The following is a 21489-nucleotide window of genomic DNA, read 5'->3' on the forward strand; positions in this document are numbered from 1 at the left end:
GTCGTGGTCGCTCGGGGCGAGGTCACGGTGATCGTCGATCGAACCGAGCTGCTGGAGCTGCTCCGCGAGCTCCGGGATGACCCAGAAATGAGGTTCGACTTCATGGCGAGCGTCGCCGCGACCGACTGGCCGGGGCACGAGCCACGGTTCTGGATGGCGTACGACCTGGCGTCGATCGAACACATCCACCGCGTTCGCGTGAAGGTCGGCGTGCCCGAGGGCGATGCCCGCGTGCCCTCGGTCACGCCGATGTTCCCCACCGCGGACTGGCACGAGCGCGAGACGTACGACATGTTTGGGATCACGTTCGACGGCCATCCGGACCTTCGCCGGATCCTCATGCCAGACGACTGGGTCGGTAATCCGCTCCGCAAGACCGAGGAGCTCGGCGGCGTCGACACCGCGTACCGCGGCGCGTTCATGCCGCCGGTCGACCGGAGGGTGACGTGAGCGCAGACCCGCTGGAGGGCGGCGACGTCCGCCAGGAAACGATGGTCATCAACATGGGACCTCAGCACCCGTCGACGCACGGGGTGCTGCGCCTCCTGCTCGAGCTGGACGGCGAGACCGTGGTCTCGTGCAAGCCGATCGTCGGCTACCTGCACACGGGGATCGAGAAGAACACCGAGTACCGCACGTGGCAGCAGGGTGTCACCTACGTCACCCGCGCCGATTACCTGTCGCCGTTCTTCAACGAGACCGCGTACTGCCTAGCCGCGGAGCGGCTCCTGGGGATCGAGGCGCCGCCACGCGCGCAAGTCCTCCGGGTCCTGTTCATGGAGCTGAACCGCATCGCGTCGCATCTGGTGTGGATCGGCACGGCCGGGTTGGATCTCGGCGCGGTCAGCATGATTCTCTACGGCTTCCGCGAGCGCGAGACGATCCTCGAGCTGTTCGAGGCGGCGACCGGCCTTCGCATGAACCATGCGTACGTGCGCATCGGCGGCGTCCTGATGGACCTTCCCGATCGTGCCGAGGAGAAGCTCGAGGAGCTCTTGGAGGTGCTCCCCGCTCGCATCCATGAGTACGAGAACCTGCTCGCGCGCAACCCCATCTGGCTCGAACGCAACGTCCACGTAGGCCCGCTTTCCCCGAAGGACGCGTTCGCCCTCGGGGTGACCGGACCGATCCTTCGCGCGAGCGGCGTTTCACGGGACGTCCGTCGTGACGAGCCGTACTGCGGCTACGAGACGTACGAATTCGAAGTGCCCGTCCGCGACGCAGGCGACTGCTACGCGCGCTTTGAGGTGCGGATCGAGGAGATGAAGCAGTCGCTCGGGATCGTCGAGCAGGCGATCGAGCGTCTGCGGGAGCCCGGTCCGGTGATGACCGAGGACCCCAAGGTGCGGTGGCCGGCGCAGCTCGAGGTGGGGCCGGACGGCATCGGCAACTCGGAGCGATACGTCAAGCACATCATGGAGGAGTCGATGGAAGCCCTCATCCATCACTTCAAGATGGTCACCGATGGCATCTCGGTCCCTGCCGGCGAGGTGTACGTCCCAGTGGAGTCGCCACGCGGCGAGCTCGGCTACTACGTGGTCTCCGATGGCGGGAACCACCCGTACCGGGTCAAGATCCGCGACCCGTCCTTCGTCAACCTCCAGGCCGTTCCGCGGATGGTCGAGGGCGGGCTGGTGGCCGACACGATCGCGGTGATATCGAGCGTCGATCCGGTGATGGGCGGGGTCGATCGTTGACGCCCGGATTCGACGACTGATGGCGGTTCTCGGCGCCGAGGATCGCGCGCGCGCGGCAGAGATCATGGCGCGGTTCCCCAAAGGCCGCGAACGCGCCGCGATCATCCCGTTGCTGTATCTGGTGCAGTCCGTCGAGGGACACGTGACGCCCGACGGGCTGCGTGACGTCGCCGAGCTGCTGGGCACGACGACGGCGGAGGTCGAGGCCGTCGCGAGCTTCTACACGATGTTCCGTCTCCGGCCGACGGGAACGCACCTCGTGAACGTCTGCACGAACCTTTCGTGCGCGCTGGTCGGGGCGGGGGACGTGTTCGAAGCGGCCCACGATGCCACCGGAGCTCCCCACGGCGGCGGCGTGTCGGAGGACGGGATGTTCACCGTGCACGAGGAGGAGTGCCTCGGCGCATGCGACGCCGCCCCCGTCGTGCAGGTCGACTTCGTGAACCACGACAAGGTCTCGCCGGAACGCATGCGCGAGATCGTCGAGCGTCTTCGCAACGGCGAAGTGCCTGAGCCTGCGCGTGGCATCGCCCCCACGGACTTCAAGCACGCCTCCCGGATCCTCGCGGGGGTCGAGGAATGACGGAGAAGATCATTACCGCGAATTGGGGGAACGACGAGGTCTTCTCCCTCGACGGGTATCGCGCGAACGGCGGGTACGAGGCGCTCCGCACGGCGCTCGACATGACGCCAGCGGACCTGATCGACGTCGTGAAGGCGTCTGGGCTCCGGGGGCGAGGTGGCGCTGGGTTTCCCACGGGGGTGAAGTGGTCGTTCGTCCCACAGGACACCGGCAAGCCGACGTACGCCGTGGCGAACTTCGACGAGTCCGAGCCGGGCACGTTCAGCAACCGCGAGCTGATCGAGCGCGAGCCGCATCAGTTCCTCGAAGGCCTGGCCATCGCAACGTACGCGATCGGCAGCCACGACGCCTACGTCTACTGCCGGGGTGAGTTCCTGTGGCCCGACCTGGTCCTCCAGCAAGCGATCGCCGAGGCGTACGAGGCAGGCATCTTCGGCGAATCGGTTCTCGGTACCGGCTATGAGATCAACGTCATCCAGCACCGCGGTGCCGGCGCCTACATCTGCGGCGAGGAGACGGCGCTTCTGTCGTCGCTCGAGGGTTATCGCGGGCAGCCGCGACTCCGCCCTCCGTTCCCGGCCGTCGAAGGTCTGTTCGGCTGCCCAACGCTGATCAACAACGTCGAGACACTCTGCAACGTGCCGCACATCGTTCGCAACGGCGGCGAGTGGTTCGCCGAGATCGGTCCCGAGAAGTCGCCGGGGACGAAGATCTTCAGCGTCTCCGGCAAGGTCGAGCGTCCGGGCAACTACGAGCTGCCCATGGGAGCAGCGCTCCGAACGCTGCTCGAAGAGCACGCCGGCGGTGTGCGGGACGGGAAGCAGTTGAAGGCGTGGACGCCCGGCGGTTCGTCCACGCCGATGCTCACCGACGAGCACCTTGACGTACACCTCGACTTCGAATCGATCGCCGCGGCCGGATCACTGCTCGGTACGGGAGCGATCATCGTGATGGACGAGAGCGACTGCATCGTCGAGGCGACGCGACGTCTCATCGCGTTCTACGCACACGAGTCGTGCGGCAAGTGCACGCCGTGCCGGGAGGGCACGTGGTGGGGTGCCCGCGTCCTCGAACGGATCCAGGCAGGGTACGGCAGGCCGGAAGACCTGCCGGTCCTTGAGGACTTGGGGCAGAACATGCTGTTCCGCGCGTTCTGCGCGCTCGCGGACGGCGCGGTCAGCCCGATCCAGTCCAGCCTGAAGCACTTCCGCGACGAGTACGAGGCGCACATCGCCGAGCGGCGCTGCCCCTTCACCGGCCGCGGCCCTGGTGTGGTGGACGAGACGGCCGAGGCGCCGGCCGGCGACCGCGGACTGAGCGAGGTCCTGGGATGAGCAGCCCGGCGACGGAGTTGGTGACGCTCACCGTCGACGGCAAGGAAGTCACCGTTCCCAAGGGCACCCTCGTGATCCGCGCCGCCGAGCAACTGGGGATCGAGATCCCGCGATTCTGCGATCACCCATTCCTCGAACCGATCGGCGCGTGCCGTCAGTGCTACGTCGAGATCGAGGGGCAGCGGAAGCTGTTCACGTCGTGCACGACGGACGTAGCGCCGGGCATGGTGGTGAAGACGCAGAACGCCTCGGCCGTCGCGAAGGAGGCGCAAGTCGCGAACCTCGAGTTCCTCCTTCTGAACCATCCGCTCGACTGCCCGATCTGCGACCGCGGCGGCGAATGCCCCCTGCAGGATCAGGCGCTCGCCTTCGGCCCGGGCGAGAGCCGGTACACCGAACCCAAGCGTGTGTACGCGAAGCCGCTGGCGCTGTCGCCGCTCGTCGCGCTCGACCGCGAACGATGCGTGCTGTGCGCCCGTTGCACGCGATTCTGCGACGAGATCAGCGGCGACCGGTTCATCGAGCTGTTCGCGCGTTCCGCGGGCGAACGCGTCTCGATCGCCGCCGGTGAGGACTTCCGCTCACCGTTCAGCGGGAACACGGTTCAGATCTGCCCCGTCGGCGCGCTGACGTCGACCCCGTATCGATTCGCCGCTCGTCCGTTCGATCTGTCGAGCGCCGACTCCGTGTGCGGGCACTGCTCGTCCGGGTGCAACGTGAAGGTCGACGTGCGCCGCGGCGAGATCGTGCGCGTGCTCGCGCGCGACAACGTCGAGGTGAACGACGCCTGGATCTGCGACAAGGGCCGGTACGCCTTCCGCCATTCGGACCTCGACACGAGAGTCACCACACCGTTGATCCGCGACCGCGGTCTGGAGCCGGCATCGTTCGACGAGGTGTTCGGCGAGATCGCGCGGTGGTCGAAGGGCGCGCGCGTCGCTTTCATCACCGGTGGCCGGCTGGCTGACGAGGACGCGTACGCGTTGTCGAAGCTCGCGCGCACGGTGTTTGCGTCGAACGATCTGGATCATCGGCGCTCGTTCAACGGAGGACGTGCGGAAGAGGTCGCCGCCGGGGTCCCTCAATGGACGACGTACGAGGACGTTGAGCGCGCGCCGGCCATCCTCGTCGCGGGTGTGGACACGGAGCAGGAGGTGCCAATCCTTCATCTTCGGATCCGCAAAGCCGTTCGTCGCGGCGCGCGCGTGTTCGTGATCCATCCGCGGATGACGCGACTGGCCGACGTCGCCGAGCACGAGCTCGCCCGGCCCGAGCACCAGACATACGTGCTCGAGCAGATCCATGAAGCGGCCGAGGGCGAGGAGTCGTTCGCCGGTCGCGTGGCATCGGCACTCCGAGCGGCGGGCGGGGACGCCGTCGTGATCGCCGGCGAACGCCTGACGGAGCACCCGCTCGCGGCGGACGTCGCGCTCTCGGTGGCGAACCGCTTCGGCTCGAGGTTCGCGTTCGTGACTCGGCGCGCGAACGACCGCGGCGCGCTCAGGGCCGGCGTCCATCCCTCACTGCTTCCCGGAGGGCGACGCATGAACGTCGACGACGAACGCGCCGAGGTCGAAGCCGCGTGGGGCCAGCTTCCATCGGCCTCGGCTGGCCGCTCGACCAGGCAGATCCTCGAGGCCTCGGCGAATGGCGAGATCGACCTGCTGTTCCTGATCGGTGTCGATCCTCTCCGCGACCTGCCGAACGACGCGCTGACCACGCGCGCGCTCCGCAACGCCCGGTACAAGGTCGTCCAGGGCCTCGAGCTCGGCGACCTGGAGCCGTACGCCGATGCGTTCCTCCCGGCGACGGCGTGGCCGGAGCGGGAGGGCCGGACGACGGACTGGGAGGGGCGCTCGCAGTCCTTCCGTCCGGTCCGCGCCCCCGCCGGTGTCTCCAGGCCGGACTGGCAGATCTTCGTCGGGCTCGCGGAGGCCATGGGTTGCAGCCTCGGGTTCGAGACGATCGACGCGCTCCGCGAGGAGGCTGCTCCGCTCCTCGCACCGCGCGCGGTTCCCGTGCGCTCGACCGCGTGGACCGGAACGGGCCGGCCCCAGCTCGCCGGCGAGCTCACCGCATTCACCTATCCGCTGCTCGTGGACGAGGGCCGGATGGTCGAGGGCGCCGACGAACTCAAGGCCGCACTGGAGGAGGAAGTCTTCGTCGAGATGCATCCGGAGGACGCCGAGAAGCATGCGCTGCACCACGGCGATCGGGTGCGGGTTCGAACGGAGACCGCGGAGTCAGAGCTTCCGCTGCGCGTGACGGGGGACGTCGCGAAGGGCGCCGTGTTCGTTCCGTTCAACCAGCCGGGGTTCGCCGCGAACCGGTTGCTCGGGGCCGGTTTCATCGAACCGGCCACGGTCGAGCCGGTGCAGGTCGCGGAGGGGGCAAACGCTGTGCGGACCCCCGTGGAGGCATGATGGACTGGCTCGACTGGGTACTGCTCGTCGTCCGCGTCGTCGTCGTCTTCTTCGCGCTGCTCCTCAGCGTGCTGGTCCTGATCTGGATCGAGCGCAAGGTCATCGCCGACATGCAGACGCGCGTCGGGCCGATGCGCGCCGGGCCGCGAGGCGTGCTCGTGACGCTCGCCGACGGCATCAAGCTCTTCTTCAAGGAAGGGATCACACCGACGCTCGTGGACCGACCCGTCTACGCGATCGCGCCGGTCATCTCCTTGCTTCCGGCGTTCCTGTCCTTTGCTGTGATCCCGTTCGGACCCGGTGTCGAACTGTTCGGCCGACACGTTCCGTTCCAGATCGCCGACCTCAGCATCGGCGTCCTGTGGATCCTGGCCATGGGGTCGCTGATGGTCTACTCGATCGTCCTCGCGGGCTGGTCCAGCGGCTCGAACTACCCGCTCCTCGGCAGCATCCGAAGCACCGCGCAGATGATCAGCTACGAGGTGGGGTTGGCGCTCGCGCTGGTCGCCGTCCTCATGTATTCGGGTTCGCTGCGGATGTCGGAGATCGTCGCCGGCCAGGACACGGTATGGAACATCGTGCCGCAGTTCCCTTCGTTCGTGATCTACCTGATCGCAGGGCTGGCCGAAACCAACCGTCCGCCGTTCGACCTTCCTGAGGCCGAGTCCGAGCTCGTCGCCGGGTACCACACCGAGTACTCCGGCATCAAGTTCGCCATGTTCTTCCTCGGCGAGTACCTCAACGTCATCACCGTTGCCGCTGTCGCGACGACGCTGTGGCTCGGCGGGTGGCGAGGTCCGGCGCCGGACTTCCTGCCGTGGCTGTGGCCGGTCCTGTGGTTCTTGCTGAAGGTGTTCCTGATCATCTACGTCTATATCTGGGTTCGTGCGACGCTGCCGCGGTTCCGCTACGACCGGCTGATGAGCTTTGGGTGGAAGGTCCTGATCCCGTTCGGGCTCGTGTGGATCCTGGCCACGGGTGCGGTCGTCGTGCTGCCCGACGTCTACAGCCGGCGTGCGGTCATCATCGGCGCGGCGCTCGTCGTGGCGGCGGTTCTCGCTCTCTCACTCGTGTGGCCGCTGCTCTCGCGACCCGCTTCCCGGGAGGTACGACAGCCGTGAGTGACCGGCGGCCGGGCGTCGACTTCGGCGGTGCGATCGGCGCGATCGCGAAAGGTATGGGAACCGTCTTCAAGCAGGTCTTCCGCCGCGACGTCACCGAGCAGTACCCGAGCCAGATCGTGCAGCCGCCCCCCCGGAGCCACATCGGGCGTCACCTGCTGAACCGGCACGAGAACGGCCTGGAGAAGTGCATCGGGTGCGAGCTCTGTGCGTACGCCTGTCCCGCCGACGCGATCTGGGTGGTCGGTGAGGACAACGACCCCGAGAATCCGACGAGCCCTGGCGAGCGGTACGCAAAGGACTACCAGATCAACTACCTGCGCTGCATCATGTGCGGCCTCTGCGTGGAGGCGTGCCCCACGCGAGCGCTCACGCTGACCAGCGCCTATGAGATGAGCTTCTTCTCCCGCGAGGAGGCCATCCTGACCAAGGAGCAGCTCCTCGAGCCGCCGCTGCCCCTCGGAACGGCGCCCGGAACCGGAGAGGGCTAGATGCCGCTCGACAACGTCGTGTTCTGGGTGTTCGCGCCGATCTCGATCGGCAGCGCCATCGGCATGCTCTTCCAGCGCAATGCGGTTCACGCGGCGTTGTTCCTCATCGTGAACTTCTTCACGATCGCCGTCTTCTTCTTGATCCTCGGCGCCCCGTTCCTGTTCGCCGTGCAGATCATCGTGTACGCGGGCGCGATCATGGTGCTGTTCCTGTTCGTGATCATGCTGCTCGGCGTCGACCGCGAGGAGACGCTGATCGAGCAGCTCCGGGGACAGCGGCCGCTGGCGATCGTCCTCGGCCTGGGGATCGCGGTCGAGCTGTTCTTCGCCATCAGGGCCGGCGTCGGGTTCGCCACGCGCGGTCCCGAGAACTTCGACGAGGTGGCGAACCGCGGACTCGTCAGAAACGCCGAGGCGCTCTCGCGAGTGCTGTTCCGCACCTACTTCTTCCCGTTCGAGGTGACGTCGATCCTGCTGATCATCGCCGCGATCGCCGTCATGGTCCTGGCGTCCAGGCGAGCTCGGGCGATCACGAGGGCAGAGCAGGCGGCCGCAGTCGATCGGCGCGAGAGGGAGCCCGTCGCGTGAGGACGCCGATCGCGTACTTCTTGATCCTTTCGGCTGCGCTGTTCGCGATCGGCACCGTCGGTGTGCTGGTGCGCCGGAACGCGCTGGTGATCTTCATGTCGGTCGAGCTGCAGCTGAACGCGGTGAACGTCGCGCTTGTCGCGTTCAGCCGGATGCACAACGAGCTCGACGGCCAGGTGCTGGCGTTCTTCTCAATGGTCGTCGCCGCGGCCGAGGTCGTCGTCGGCCTCGCGATCATCCTGAACGTGTACCGACGGAAGCACAGCGCCATCGTCGACGACGCGAGTCTGCTGCGAGGCTGACGGTGCCGGACCTCGTGTGGTTGATCCCCGCGGTCGCGCTCGCGGGCGCCACGGCCAACCTGTTCGTCGGCCGGAAGATAGGGCGACTGGCCGGGCCGCTCGGGACGATCGCCGTCGGAGCCGGTTTCGTGCTCGGTCTGCTGATCCTGTTCGACCTGCTCTCGTCGCCCGGCGAGGAGCGAACCCACGTCGTTCGTCTGTACCAGTGGTTCGCCGCGGGGCGCTTCTCGCTCAGTGCGGCGTTCCGGGTCGATCCGCTTTCGATCACGATGGTGCTCGTCGTCACCGGTGTCGGCGCGTTGATCCACGCGTACGCCGTCGGCTACTTGGAGCACGACCCGCGGCCTGACCGGTTCTTCGCCTACCTGAACCTGTTCGTCTTCTTCATGCTCGTGCTGGTTTTGGCGGACAACTACCTCCTGCTGTACCTGGGGTGGGAGGGAGTGGGTCTGTGCTCGTACCTGTTGATCGGGTACTGGGGCGACCGACCTGCCGCGGCTTCGGCCGCGAAGAAAGCGTTCATCACGACGCGAATCGGGGACTCGGCGATGTTGCTCGGGATCGTCTTGATCTTCGTGCACTTCGGGTCGCTCGAGTTCGGCGAGGTCCTCGGTGAGCGCGCGGGTCAAGGCATGGCGTCTGAGGGCGCGTTCACCGCCATCTCCTTGCTCCTGCTCGCCGGCGCGGTCGGGAAGTCGGCGCAGTTGCCACTCCACGTGTGGCTTCCCGACGCGATGGAGGGCCCGACCCCGGTCTCGGCGCTGATCCACGCCGCGACGATGGTGACGGCGGGCGTCTACCTCGTCGTCCGCTCACACGTCCTGTTCGAGCAGTCGGACATCGCATTGCCGGTCGTGCTGGTGATCGGGCTGATCTCGGCGGTGTACGCCGCGCTCGCCTCGATCGGGCAATTCGACATCAAGCGCGCGCTCGCGTACTCCACGATGAGCCAGATCGGCTTTATGTTCTTCGCCGCCGGGATGGGCTTCTACACCGGCGCGATGCTGCTGCTCGTGTGCCACGCGTTCTACAAGGCCCTGTTGTTCCTCACCGCCGGGAACGTCATGCACGGGCTGCACGACGAGACGGACTTGCGGCGTTTGGGCGACCTACGACGCGATATGCCCATCTCCACCACGTGGTTCGCGATCGGCGCGTTGTCGCTCGCGGGGATCCCGCCACTCGCGGGGTTCTTCGCCAAAGACCACATCGTGAACTTCGCCAGCACGTCCGGCCGGACGGCCGCGTACGTGGTCGCGCTCGTTGCCGCGTTCCTGTCGGCGTTGTACATCTCGCGACCGCTGTTCCTGGCGTTCTTCGGGAGCAAGCGCTACGAGGGACGCGCCCACGAAGCGAAGTGGTCGATGAACGCGCCACTCGTGGTTCTCGCCGTGGGCGGTGTCGTCGCGGGCCTGCTCCTCGGGCTCCAGGCCGAGGGCGGTGTCCTCGAGCGGTTCCTGGAGCCGACGCTCGGCGCTCCGGAAGCCGCGCATCTCGGCCTGCCGGAGGGCGTCCTCGTCGTCATCGGGGGCGTCATCGCGATCGGCGCGGTCGCGCTCGGGTGGTGGATCTGGGCCTCCGGTCGTGTGGATTGGGAAGCCTTCCCCCGAAGGCAACCGGAGCTCGCCGGATGGCTGTCGAACGCCTTCTACGTCAACACGCTGTACGCGTGGCTCGTCCGGATCCCCGGCACCGACCTCGGTCGCAGCGTTCGCGTCGTCGACGACCGCGTCGTCGACGGCACCGTGAACGAGGTGGCCGAGGACGTCGGAAGGGCGTCGAGGATCGCGCCGATCCTCCAGTCGGGGTTCGTCAGGCAGTACGCGCTCGTGTTCCTGCTCGGCGCCGGCGTTTTGCTGCTGATCCTGGGGCTGAGGTTCTAACGATGCCCTTGCTCACCATCATCATCTTCCTCCCGCTCATCGGCATCCCGTTCATGCTGTGGCGAGGGCTGAGCGACGCCTACGCCAAGTGGCTGACGCTCTCGGTCATGCTCGCCGACCTTGCGTTCGCGGTCGGCGCGCTTGCAACGTTCGACCGGTCGGCCTCGGGTTACCAGCTCGTCGAGCAGGTCGAATGGGTTTCCTCGGTGGGACTCTCCTACCTTGTCGGCGTGGACGGATTCAGCATCTGGCTCGTCGTCCTGTCGGCGGTGATGTTCCCGATCGGCGTCCTGTCTGCCTGGAGCGTCACCCATCGCGTCCGAGAGCTCATGGCGCTGACGCTGGCCCTGCAGACCGTGGTGATCGGCGCGTTCTGCGCGCTCGACGTCCTCCTGTTCTTCGTGTTCTTCGAGGCGCTGCTGTTCCCGATGTTCCTGATCATCGGGATCTGGGGGTCGGCTCGCCGCGTGTACGCGAGCGTCAAGTTCTTCCTCTACACGATGCTCGGCTCGGCGTTCATCCTGGTCGGTCTACTGTACCTGTGGGCCCAGGCGTCGCAGCAGTTCGGACAGGGAACCTTCGACATCCGGCAGCTGGAGCAGCTTTCGCTATCGGTCGACGAGCAGCGGTGGCTGTTCCTGGCGTTCTTCATCGGGTTCGCCGTCAAGGTCCCGGTCTTCCCACTTCACACCTGGCTGCCCGACGCCCACACGGAGGCCCCAACGCTCGGCTCGATCGTGCTGGCGGCGCTCCTGTTGAAGGCGGGGCCGTACGGCATGTTGCGATTCAATCTGGACCTGTTCCCCGAGGCGGCCCGGTATTTCGCCGATGCGATCGCCGTGCTGGCGCTGATCGGCATCGTCTACGGCGCGATCGTCGCGATGATGCAGACGGACGTGAAGCGGCTGGTCGCGTACTCGTCGGTGAGCCACATGGGGTTCGTGGTCCTCGGCATCTTCACGCTGACGTCCGAGGGAACGAGCGGCGCCGTGATCCAGATGGTGAATCACGGATTGTCGACCGGATTGCTGTTCCTCGTCGTGGGGATCCTGTACGAGCGAACGCACACCCGCGAGATCGCCGACATGGGCGGTCTGGCGCGGGTCACGCCGGGCATCGCCGCGGCGTTCCTCGTCGCGTCGCTCTCGTCGATCGGCCTGCCCGGACTGAACAACTTCATCGGCGAGTTCCTGGTCATCCTGGGGGCCTTCGGGTCGGACCGGCTCTTCGGCGCGATCGCGGTGACGGGCGTCGTCCTCGGAGCTGTCTACATGCTGTGGGCGTACCAGCGGACGTTCGAGGGCCCGCCGGTCGACCGGTGGCGCGGGATCCGTGACGTCCTGCCGCGGGAGATCGCGGCCATCGTGCCGATCGTCGCACTGATGGTGGTGATCGGGGTGTACCCCAAGCCGGTGCTCGAGCGGATCGACCCATCCGCAAGTGGCGTCGTCAGGTGGGTCCGCGCGGTCGAGACGAATCAGGCCGGTCTGCCGGGCGGCATCCGCGCCGAGGTCCAGCCTTCCTACCGGCCTTCCCCCGTGGCCCAGACCGCAGGTCCCGGATGATCACCACGCCGGAGATCGACGTCGTCGCGATCGGGCCCGAGCTCGTCCTGGTGGGATCGGCGATCGTCGTGCTCCTGCTTCCGGTGGTCTGGCGCGGCCTGGCACACGTGGCGATTCTGGGCCTTTCGCTCGCAGGGGTCGCCGGCGCGCTCGTCGCGTCGGTCCTGTTGTGGAACCGAGAGGGCGAGACCACGGCGCTCGCCGGCGCCGTGACCGCGGACCGGTTCGGCGTCGTCGTACGGCTCCTCCTACTGGTGATCGCGGCGATCGGCCTCGTGTACGGCCATCATTACTTCGAGCGCTCCAACGAGTGGCGCGCCGAGTTGTACGCGCTGGTGCTGCTCGCGACGTCGGGGATGACGCTCATCGCCGTCGCCGCGGACCTGATCGTGGTGTTCCTGGCGCTGGAGATCCTCTCGCTGGCCCTGTACGTGATGACCGGGCTGTCGTCTCGTCTCGGTTCCGTCGAGGGCGCGATGAAGTACTTCCTCCTCGGGGCGTTCTCGTCGGCATTCTTCCTGTTCGGCGTGGCGATGGCGTACGGCGCGACCGGTTCGACGAGCCTCGCGTCGATCTCGCGCGCGCTGGCCGGTGCGACCGAGGGCGTCGCGCTTGCGCTCGCGGGGATGGGACTGCTGGCGGTTGGATTCGCCTTCAAGGTCTCGGCGGTGCCGTTCCACATGTGGACGCCAGACGTCTACCAAGGCGCTCCGACTGCCGTCACCGCGTACATGTCGGCCGCGACGAAGGTCGCCGGGTTCGCCGCGTTGATCCGCGTGTTCAACATCGCGCTGCAGCCGCTGGCGTGGGATTGGCGTCCACTGGTGTGGGCACTGGCGGCGATCTCTGTGGTCGTCGGATCCGTGCTGGCGATCGCGCAGACCGACATCAAACGCATGCTCGCGTACTCGAGCATCAGCCACGCGGGGTTCGTGCTGACCGGCGTGGTGGCCGCCGGGGAGACGGGGATCCGCGCCGCCTTGTTCTACCTGGCTTCGTACGCGTTCACGGTGCTCGGCGCCTTCGGGGTCGTGATGCTCGTCTCGGCGCGCGGAGAGCTCCGAACGACGCTCGCCTCCTATCGGGGACTCGGGCGCAGGAGCCCTCTCCTCGCCGCGCTGCTCGCGCTGTTCCTGCTGTCGCTCGCAGGGATCCCGCCGACGGCGGGGTTCGTTGCCAAGGTGTACGTGTTCGGCGCGGCGATCGACGTCGGGGCGTGGCCGCTCGCGCTCGTCGGCGTCGTGGCCAGCGTCGTGGCCGCCTTCTTCTACCTGCGAGTGATCGTGCTCATGTACATGCAGGAACCCGAGGGCGTGGCCGAGACGGACGAGACGGTTCTGCCTCGGCTGGCGGTGACCGTTCCGGCGTTCGCGGTTCTCGCGCTCGGCGTGTTCCCCGGGCTCATCGCCGGGTTCCTGGACCGGGCGGCGGTGCTTCGTTGGTGATGCTGCCCCGCGCCCGGGTAGGGTCGGCCCCACGTGAGGGCAGCGAAGGAAGCCAGGTGACGGGAGGGTGAGCCGCCGCATCATCCCCGGTCTGGAGGCGCCCGACGCCGAGCTCGAGCGCGCGGTTCGCGCTCGCCTGGACGAGGTCGAGGCGGCGCTGGAGAAGGCCGTCCGCGCCGACTCCGACATGCTCGCCCGCACCTCGTCGTACCTGCTGAAGGCGGGGGGCAAGCGGTTCCGCCCGATGTTGGTGCTGTTGTCGGGGTACTTCGGCGACCCGACCGACCCCAGGCTCATCGCCGGCTCGGCGGCGATCGAGCTCGTCCACCAGGCGACGCTGTACCACGACGACGTGATCGACGAGGCCGATGCGCGTCATGGCGTGCAGGCGGCGAACGTCCGGTGGAACAACACCGTGGCGATCCTCACCGGCGACTACCTGTTCGCGCGGGCATCGGAGATCTCGACAGATCTCGGCACGGACATCTGCGCCCTCCTCGCGCGGACGATCGCCACGCTCTGCGACGGGCAGATCCGAGAGGTGGAGGCCGCCGGCCGCGTCGACCAGACCGAAGACGCGTACATGGAGATCATCCGCCGGAAGACGGGCGCACTGATCGCGACGTCTTGTCGTCTGGGCGGGATGCTCTCCGACGCCCCGGCTGAGGACGTTGACGTGCTCGAGGAATTCGGCGAGGCGCTCGGTCTCGCCTTCCAGCTGTCGGACGACATCATGGACGTGACGGCCACGGAGCGTGAGCTGGAGAAGGAGCCCGGTCAGGACCTTCGCGAGGGAGTCTTCACGTTGCCCGTCCTGCACGCGCTGAATCGGGTTCCGGACGGCGACGAGCTCCGCGTCCTGCTGGCGTCCGGGCGCGCGGGAGTCGACGACCTGGCGCGGTCGCTCGAGATCGTTCGTTCGGCCGAAGGACTCGCGCACGCCCGAGCTGCGGTGGTTGCCGAGGTCGACCGGGCGCAGGCCCTGGTTCGGCGGCTCCAGCAGGGCACCGCGAGCTTCGCGCTCGACCAGCTTGCCGAATACCTTGCGGCGCGGTGCGACGCGAGGGCCGGGGTGCGGAGGCTCAAGAAGTGAGCGAGCGGAAGCGAGCGAACGCTCGGTTGTTAGAATCCGCGGCGCTCGAGAAAACCTTCACAAGCGTGGAGCCCCACTAAGTGGAGACCTACTACGAGTCCTACGGGGTCGTCCTCGCGGTCCTGGTGACCGGCATCGGCCTCGTTGCGGTGGCGTTCGGGGCCGCGCGGCTGGTTGCTCCCCGGCGTCCGATCCCCACGAAGCTTCTGACCTACGAGTGCGGTATCGATCCCGTGGGCCAGGGCTGGTCGCAGTCGCAGGTCCGCTACTACATCTACGGCTTCCTGTTCGTGATCTTCGACGTCGAGGCCGTCTTCCTGTTCCCGTGGGCCGGCATCTTCGAGGGGCTCGGCTACCAGGCAGTCGTGGAGATGGGTATCTTCATCGGCATCCTCGCCGTCGGGCTCCTCTACGCGTGGCGCAAGGGGGTGCTGCGGTGGGCCTGATCACCGAGAAGACGCCGCTCGCCCAGATCCAGCCGGTCAAGTTCTTGCTCAACTGGGGGCGGCGCTACTCGCTGTGGGTGTTCAACTTCGGGCTCGCGTGCTGCTCCATCGAGTTCATCGCGGCATCGACGTCCAAGCACGATTTCATCCGGTTCGGGGTGATCCCCTTCGCGCACGGGCCCCGACAGGCGGATCTGCTCGTCATCGCCGGTACGCCGACGGACAAGATGTCGCCGGTGATCAAGCGCCTGTACGACCAGATGCCCGAACCCAAGTACGTGATCTCGATGGGATCCTGCTCCAACTGCGGGGGCCCTTACTGGGACTCGTACTCGGTAACGAAGGGGATCGACCAGATCCTGCCGGTCGACGTCTACGTGCCGGGGTGTCCGCCTCGGCCCGAGGCACTGCTCGAGGGGATCATTCGTCTACAGGAGAAGATCGCCGGCGAGGACATCAGGGAGAAGTGGAGTGGCAAGCGCACTCCCGCTGCCGCCCCCTGAGGTCGAGACGCGCGTTCGCGCGCAGTTCGGGGACGACGTCCTCGCGTTCGAGGATCAGTTCGGTCACTCGGTCGTCACGGTCTCGATCGAGCGCTACCGCGAGCTCATGCGCTTCCTTCGTGACGAACCGGACTTGGCGTGCGACTACTGCGACTTCACGGCGGGCGTCGACCGCGGTGAAGCAGGGATCGAGATCGTCACGCACGTCTTCTCGACGAGCCGCAAGCACAACGTCCGCGTGAAGGTGGTCCTGCCGGCGGATCGTTTGGTGTGTCCGACCATTTCGGACATCTACCCGACGGCGAACTGGCACGAGCGCGAGACGATGGAGATGTTCGGCGTTACGTTCGACGACCACCCGATGCCCGTTCGCCTGCTCCTCGCCGAGGCCTTCGAGGGCCATCCGCTGCGCAAGGACTTCGAGCTCATGTCCCGCGTGGTGAAACCGTGGCCCGGCGCCGTCGAGGGCGAGGAGGAGGAAGAGGAGGAGTGATCGCGCAGTCGGGCGTGAGCTTCGTCGACCAATGGCTGAGCAGCTATTGGCTCGTGCTCATCGTCAAGACCGCCGTGGTCATCGTGTTCTTCCTCGTAGCACCGCTCGGCGTCGGCTACTTGGAGCACAAGGTCCTCGCGCACATGCAGGCCAGGCTTGGGCCGATGTACGCGGGCATGTTCCACGGCTGGGCACAGCTGCTCGCCGACGGAGTGAAGTTCATCCAGAAGGAGGACGTCATCCCCGCGGCTGCTGACCGTTGGGTGTTCTCGCTCGCCCCCGGCGTCGTGCTCGTGCCGTACATCGCGCTGTTCGTCGTGATCCCGTTCTCCGACGAGATCTTCATCCTGAACCTCGACGTCGGCATCTTCTTCGTTCTCGCCGTCACGTCGGTGAGCGTGATCGGAACGTTGATGGCCGGGTGGGCCTCGGCGAACAAGTTCTCGCTGATCGGCGCGCTTCGCGCCGCCGCCCAGCTGATCGCGTACGAGCTGCCGCTCGTCCTCGCCGCAGCCGCTGTCGTTATGCAGGCGGCCACGCTCTCGATGGTAGGGATCGTCGAGGCGCAGCAGCAGTACTGGTTCGTCATCTCGCAGCCGATCGGGTTCGGCATCTTCGTCGTCGCGGCGCTCGCCGAGCTCACACGTCCGCCGTTCGACATGCCGGTGGCCGACTCGGAGATCATCTTCGGCGCACTGACCGAGTACACCGGGCTGAAGTTCGCGTTCTTCCTGCTCGCGGAGTACGGCGGCATCGTGGCGCTGTCGGCCGTCGCGTCCGTGTTGTACCTCGGCGGATACCAGCCGGCGCCGTTCCTCGAGGCGATCCCGGAGCCGCTGTGGATGGCGGCAAAGATCGGGGCACTTTCGTTCTTCATCATATGGCTGCGCGCGACGTACCCGCGGATGCGCGAGGACCAGCTCCAGCGCCTCTCGTGGCTCACGCTGATCCCGTTGGCGTTGCTCCAGGTCTTGGTGGTGGGGATCTTGAAGGTGGCGTTCTAGATGTCGATCGACGAAGACGACGCCCGAACGTCGCCTGAGGTTCGCGGAACCGGCCTCGGCCTGGTCAAGGGCCTGGGCGTCACGCTCAAGCACGCGCTCCGGCCTTCGATCACGCAACAGTACCCGGAGGAAAAGCCCGACCTTCCTCCTCGCACGCGCGGGGTGATCGCGCTCAAGGAAGCGAACTGCACCGTTTGCTGGAAGTGCTCACGGGAGTGCCCCGACTGGTGCATCTACATCGAGACCCACAAGGAGACGCACGATCCGGCGTCGGGCGGCAAGGCGCGGTCGGTCAAGGTGCTCGACCGGTTCGCGATCGACTACGCGCTGTGCATGTACTGCGGGATCTGCGTCGAGGTGTGCCCGTTCGACGCGCTGTTCTGGAGCCCGGAGTTCGAGTACTCCGAGTACGACATCGTCGAGCTGGTCCACGAGAAGGAGAAGCTCGAGGAGTGGACGTACACGGTCCTGCCGCCGCCCGAGCTCGAGGAGGGCGCCGAGCCCGCTCAAGAGGTTGCCTCGCCGTCCACCGCGGCCGCATCACCGACCGCTCCCACCCCCGCGGCCGTTGCCGAGCCTCCGGCACCATCGGGCGCGGCCCCGACCACGGACCAACCGGCCGGCGTTGCCGCGGCCGCCCCGGCCGCTCCCGCTCCGCCGGCCGAGCAGCCGACGCCCCACGAGCAGACGCCGGCCGCCGCGGCTCCGACGCCCGCCCCGGCTGCCGCCGCGCACGTCGAGGTCCAGCCTGACGCCGAGACGTATGAGCGCGTGCTCGCCGAGCAGCTCGCGCAGGGCAAGGACCGCCGCGTTGCTGACGGACTGGCCAAGCGCGCGGGGATCATCGAGGCTCGCAAGAAGGCCGGAGGGGGCTAGCCGCCATGACGGCCCATGAGTACGCGTTCATCCTGCTCGCCCTCATCGGGACGGTCGCCGCTCTCCGTGTCGTGACGGCGCGGAACGTCGTGCACGCGGCGCTGTACCTCGTCGTGACGCTCGCGAGCGCCGGTGGCGCGTACCTCCTCCTGGCCGCCGAGTTCGTCGCCTGGGTACAGATCCTGATCTACGTCGGCGCGATCGTGATCCTGTTCCTGTTCGGCCTGATGCTGACCAAGGCACCGATCGGCCGAGAGGCCCTCGACAATCAACGTCGTGGAGCCGCGATCGTGGTCGCCCTGGCGATCCTGGCCGGCTTGATCTTCCTGATCCAGGACGCGTTCTCGTGGGACGGCCCGAAGATCCAACCCCGAACCGGGGGAGCGGCTGCCGTCGGCGAATCGATCTTCAGCCGCTACGTCTTGCCGTTCGAGGTCGTGTCGTTCCTCCTGCTCGGCGCGCTGATCGGCGCGATCGTGCTGTCGCGCAGGGACGACTCGACGTGATCAGGCTCCCCATCGTCCTGCTCTTCTCGGCGGCCCTGTTCTCGATCGGCGTCTACGGCGTGCTTGCCAGGCGGAACGGGGTCCTCGTGCTGATGTCGATCGAGCTGATGCTGAACGCAGTGAACATCAACCTGGTGGCGTTCAGTCAGGCGCTGGGCTCGCTCGCGGGGCAGGTGTTCGCCTTGTTCGTGATCGCCGTTGCGGCGGCGGAGGTGGGCATCGGCCTGGCGATCGTGATCCTGATCTACCGCAACCGGGAGACGATCAACATCGACGAGGTGAACCTCCTCAAGTGGTAGGAGACTCGTGATCGGGCAGGAGTCCGCCGCGCCTGCCGCGGCCAACTGGTTCGTCGAGAACGCTTGGCTCATCGTCCTGCTGCCCACGGTCTCGGCCGTGCTCACGCTGTTCATCGGCAAGCGAACGCCCGGCAAGGGGGCCGTCTATGGGATCCTCGCCGTCGGCACGGCGTTCGTGCTGTCGGTCGGCGCGCTGTGGCAGTTCGTGGGGCACGGCGGGGGACGGTTCGTCAAGTCGGTCCAGTGGTTCCAGGTGGGCTCGTTCCACGTCGAAGCGGGTCAGCTCATCGACGGCCTTGCCGCCGTCATGCTCGTCGTCGTCACCGCCGTCTCGCTCTGTGTCCACATCTACTCCGTCGGCTACATGCACGGCGATCAACGGTACACGTGGTTCTTCGTCGTCCTGTCGCTGTTCACGGCGGCGATGCTCAACGTCGTCATCGCGAGCAACCTGTTCCAGCTGCTTCTCGGCTGGGAGGTCATGGGCGTCTGCTCGTACCTGCTGATCGGTCACTGGTGGGAGGAGCGCGAGAACTCCAGCGCGGCGATCAAGGCGTTCATCACGACGAGGATCGGCGACGTCCCCTTCACGTTCGGCATCTTCGCGCTCGTGTTTGCGGCGGGGTTCGAGACGGCGAACATCGAGGAAGTCGGACACGTCATCGCCGAAGGCCGTGCGTCGAACGCGCTCGTTTCGGGTGCGGCGCTCCTGCTGTTCGGCGGCACGATCGGCAAGTCGGCGCAGTTCCCCCTGCACGTGTGGCTCCCCGACGCGATGGCCGGACCGACGCCGGTCTCGGCGCTGATCCACGCAGCGACCATGGTCGCCGCAGGCGTGTATCTGGTCGGGCGACTGTACGAGGTCTTCGTGCATGCCGATCCCTTCGTGCTGCAGTTCATAGCGATCATCGCCGGGATCACCATGTTGGGCGCTGCGTTGCTCGCGATCGTGCAAGACGACATCAAACGGGTGCTGGCGTACTCGACGATCAGCCAGCTCGCGTACATGGTTGCTGGACTGTCGATGGGGCCGGAGGGTGTCACCGCCGGGTTCTTCCACCTGTGGACGCATGCGTTCTTCAAGGCGCTGCTGTTCCTCGGCGCGGGCGCGGTGATCCACGCGGTGCACTCCAACAACATGAGCGAGATGGGTGGCCTACGGGCGCCCCTGCGGACGACGTACTGGACGTTCCTAACCGGGTCGCTCGCGCTTGCCGGGATCCCGCCGCTCGCCGGGTTCTGGTCCAAGGACGAGCTGATCACGGTGGCGTCGGATGGACATCCCGTCCTGTTCGTGACCTTCCTCGTCACGGCGTTCCTCACGGCGTTCTACATGACCCGGGGGGTCGCGTTGACGTTCTTCGGGGAGTACCGAGGGCACGGACATCCGCACGAGGCGCCGGTGTCGATGACGGGACCCCTCGTGGCGCTGGCTGCTGCGACCGTCGTCGTCGGGTTCGTCGGCGCGCCGCAGCTGAGCGCGCCGTTCGCGCAGTGGGTGTTCTTCGAGGAGCCGCATGTCCCGGAGTTCTCACCGCTGGTGGCGGCGATCGCGGTCACCGTCGCCATCGCGGGGATCGCCGTCGGCTGGGGCCTGTACGGGAGGCGCCGTGAGGAAGACCCGGTCCTCCAGCTCGGCCCAGCCACCACCACGCTCCAGAACCGCTACTACATCGATCGTGCGTACATGAACTACATCGTCCTGCCGATCAGGGACAGGCTGTCGTCGGCCGTGTACTGGTTCGACCGAAACGTGATCGACGGCGTCGTGAACGGCGCGGCCGCGCTTGCGCGCGCCTTTTCACTGGTCGTCGCGTGGTTCGACCGGCGCGTCATCGACGGCGCCGTCAACGGCGCCGCCGGGACCGCCGGGTTCACCGGAGGGATCCTCCGCTACATCCAGTCGGGCAACGTCCAGCGGTACGCGGCGTTCCTGTTCACCGGCGTCGTGATCCTGGCCATCGTGGTCACCCGGATCTGAGAGGGGAAGTCGGGCGATGACTTGGGACAACTCAGCGATCACCATCGCGACCTTGCTGCCGCTCGCCGGCGCGCTCGTGATCACGCTCGTACCGCGGGAGAACGAGGTCACGATCCGAGCGCTGGGGATCGTGTTCACCGGCGCCGCGCTCGTCGTGGCGATCGCGATCCTGGTCGGGTTCGACTACGGCGGGGGATCGGCGCTGCAGTTCGAGCTCGACACTGCGTGGATCCCGGCGATCTCAGCCCGATTCCACGTCGGGATCGACGGGATCAGCCTCCCCCTGTACGTGCTTACGTTCGCCATCTCGTTTCTGTGCGCCGTGTACACGTGGCGGTTCGTCCCCAGCCCGGGACGGGCGAAGGGGTTCCTGGCACTGACGATGGTTCTCGAGACGGGAATGGCCGGAACGTTCATCGCGTTCGACCTGATCCTGTTCTTCGTGTTCTGGGAGCTCGTCCTGATCCCCATGTACTTCCTGATCGGGATCTGGGGTAGCGCCAACCGCGAGTACGCGGCGATCAAGTTCTTCCTGTACACGCTGTTTGGCTCTGTGTTCATGCTGCTCGGCTTCCTGGCCCTGTTCTTCACCGCCGAGCCGAGCACGTTCGACATCGTGGAGCTCCAGCGATACGCACAACAGGGCGGCTTCTCGCAGGGATTCCAGCTCATCGTGTTCGCAGCGGTCGGGCTCGGGTTCGCTGTCAAGGTGCCGATGTGGCCGTTCCACACGTGGCTGCCGGACGCGCACACCGAGGCCCCCACGATCGGGTCCGTGCTGCTCGCCGGCGTGATGCTGAAGATGGGCACCTACGGCTTCGTCCGGATCGCGCTGCCGGTCCTTCCCGAGGGGGCC

22 protein-coding genes are annotated in these 21489 nt (G+C 67.0%); all 22 read left to right on the forward strand.

Features of this window, described 5'->3' with window-relative positions:
• The first annotated feature begins 3 nt into the window (after positions 1 to 3).
• Entirely contained in the window at positions 4 to 450 is a 447-nt protein-coding gene (locus tag VFA08_08065) for an NADH-quinone oxidoreductase subunit C (protein HYZ13544.1), read from the forward strand.
• A 41-nt stretch (positions 451 to 491) separates the two neighbouring features.
• A complete protein-coding gene (nuoD, locus tag VFA08_08070) occupies positions 492 to 1697 on the forward strand; it encodes an NADH dehydrogenase (quinone) subunit D (GenBank protein HYZ13545.1) in 1206 nt (401 codons plus the stop codon).
• A gap of 19 nt (positions 1698 to 1716) precedes the next feature.
• Complete coding sequence (gene nuoE, locus VFA08_08075; protein HYZ13546.1) at positions 1717 to 2280, forward strand: NADH-quinone oxidoreductase subunit NuoE; 564 nt, start codon at positions 1717 to 1719, stop codon at positions 2278 to 2280.
• On the forward strand, positions 2277 to 3614 hold the full coding sequence (gene nuoF, locus VFA08_08080) for an NADH-quinone oxidoreductase subunit NuoF (GenBank protein ID HYZ13547.1): 1338 nt from the start codon (positions 2277 to 2279) through the stop codon (positions 3612 to 3614). Before nuoE ends, nuoF begins: the two co-directional genes overlap by 4 nt.
• Positions 3611 to 6037 carry an NADH-quinone oxidoreductase subunit G gene (locus tag VFA08_08085; GenBank protein ID HYZ13548.1) on the forward strand — a complete coding sequence of 809 codons (2427 nt, stop codon included), beginning with the start codon at positions 3611 to 3613 and terminating at the stop codon, positions 6035 to 6037. Before nuoF ends, VFA08_08085 begins: the two co-directional genes overlap by 4 nt.
• Positions 6037 to 7158: an NADH-quinone oxidoreductase subunit NuoH gene (gene nuoH, locus VFA08_08090; protein HYZ13549.1), complete on the forward strand. Its 1122-nt coding sequence runs from the start codon at positions 6037 to 6039 to the stop codon at positions 7156 to 7158. Before VFA08_08085 ends, nuoH (VFA08_08090) begins: the two co-directional genes overlap by 1 nt.
• A 35-nt stretch (positions 7159 to 7193) precedes the next feature.
• Complete coding sequence (gene nuoI / locus VFA08_08095) at positions 7194 to 7649, forward strand: NADH-quinone oxidoreductase subunit NuoI (GenBank protein ID HYZ13550.1); 456 nt, start codon at positions 7194 to 7196, stop codon at positions 7647 to 7649.
• Positions 7650 to 8237 (forward strand): NADH-quinone oxidoreductase subunit J, encoded by a 588-nt coding sequence (locus tag VFA08_08100; protein ID HYZ13551.1) that lies wholly within the window; start codon positions 7650 to 7652, stop codon positions 8235 to 8237.
• A complete protein-coding gene (gene nuoK, locus VFA08_08105) occupies positions 8234 to 8539 on the forward strand; it encodes an NADH-quinone oxidoreductase subunit NuoK (protein ID HYZ13552.1) in 306 nt (101 codons plus the stop codon). The genes VFA08_08100 and nuoK (VFA08_08105) overlap by 4 nt, the downstream gene beginning before the upstream one ends.
• A 2-nt stretch (positions 8540 to 8541) precedes the next feature.
• Positions 8542 to 10422, forward strand: a complete 1881-nt coding sequence (nuoL, locus tag VFA08_08110; protein HYZ13553.1) for an NADH-quinone oxidoreductase subunit L — start codon at positions 8542 to 8544, stop codon at positions 10420 to 10422.
• Positions 10423 to 10424: 2 nt separating this feature from the next.
• Entirely contained in the window at positions 10425 to 11987 is a 1563-nt protein-coding gene (locus tag VFA08_08115) for an NADH-quinone oxidoreductase subunit M (GenBank protein ID HYZ13554.1), read from the forward strand.
• On the forward strand, positions 11984 to 13432 hold the full coding sequence (locus VFA08_08120) for an NADH-quinone oxidoreductase subunit N (GenBank protein HYZ13555.1): 1449 nt from the start codon (positions 11984 to 11986) through the stop codon (positions 13430 to 13432). Before VFA08_08115 ends, VFA08_08120 begins: the two co-directional genes overlap by 4 nt.
• 67 nt (positions 13433 to 13499) lie before the next feature.
• Entirely contained in the window at positions 13500 to 14525 is a 1026-nt protein-coding gene (locus VFA08_08125; protein HYZ13556.1) for a polyprenyl synthetase family protein, read from the forward strand.
• Between the two features lie 80 nt (positions 14526 to 14605).
• Positions 14606 to 14971 (forward strand): NADH-quinone oxidoreductase subunit A, encoded by a 366-nt coding sequence (locus VFA08_08130; protein HYZ13557.1) that lies wholly within the window; start codon positions 14606 to 14608, stop codon positions 14969 to 14971.
• On the forward strand, positions 14941 to 15474 hold the full coding sequence (locus VFA08_08135; protein HYZ13558.1) for an NADH-quinone oxidoreductase subunit B family protein: 534 nt from the start codon (positions 14941 to 14943) through the stop codon (positions 15472 to 15474). The genes VFA08_08130 and VFA08_08135 overlap by 31 nt, the downstream gene beginning before the upstream one ends.
• Positions 15443 to 15967: an NADH-quinone oxidoreductase subunit C gene (locus VFA08_08140; GenBank protein ID HYZ13559.1), complete on the forward strand. Its 525-nt coding sequence runs from the start codon at positions 15443 to 15445 to the stop codon at positions 15965 to 15967. The genes VFA08_08135 and VFA08_08140 overlap by 32 nt, the downstream gene beginning before the upstream one ends.
• Positions 15967 to 16971 (forward strand): NADH-quinone oxidoreductase subunit NuoH, encoded by a 1005-nt coding sequence (gene nuoH, locus VFA08_08145; GenBank protein HYZ13560.1) that lies wholly within the window; start codon positions 15967 to 15969, stop codon positions 16969 to 16971. The genes VFA08_08140 and nuoH (VFA08_08145) overlap by 1 nt, the downstream gene beginning before the upstream one ends.
• Positions 16972 to 17847: an NADH-quinone oxidoreductase subunit I gene (locus VFA08_08150; protein ID HYZ13561.1), complete on the forward strand. Its 876-nt coding sequence runs from the start codon at positions 16972 to 16974 to the stop codon at positions 17845 to 17847. It begins immediately after the preceding gene.
• Positions 17848 to 17852: 5 nt separating this feature from the next.
• Positions 17853 to 18353, forward strand: a complete 501-nt coding sequence (locus tag VFA08_08155) for an NADH-quinone oxidoreductase subunit J (GenBank protein ID HYZ13562.1) — start codon at positions 17853 to 17855, stop codon at positions 18351 to 18353.
• The gene (gene nuoK, locus VFA08_08160) at positions 18350 to 18652 is read left to right on the forward strand and encodes an NADH-quinone oxidoreductase subunit NuoK (GenBank protein ID HYZ13563.1); all 303 of its coding nucleotides are present in this window, start codon (positions 18350 to 18352) and stop codon (positions 18650 to 18652) included. Before VFA08_08155 ends, nuoK (VFA08_08160) begins: the two co-directional genes overlap by 4 nt.
• Positions 18653 to 18659: 7 nt before the next feature.
• Positions 18660 to 20633 (forward strand): NADH-quinone oxidoreductase subunit L, encoded by a 1974-nt coding sequence (gene nuoL / locus VFA08_08165; GenBank protein ID HYZ13564.1) that lies wholly within the window; start codon positions 18660 to 18662, stop codon positions 20631 to 20633.
• Positions 20634 to 20649: 16 nt separating this feature from the next.
• The coding region (locus tag VFA08_08170; GenBank protein ID HYZ13565.1) for an NADH-quinone oxidoreductase subunit M at positions 20650 to 21489 on the forward strand (840 nt) is incomplete at its 3' end.

This window comes from Actinomycetota bacterium (assembly GCA_035640355.1).
GTDB lineage: Bacteria > Actinomycetota > UBA4738 > UBA4738 > HRBIN12 > CALGFI01.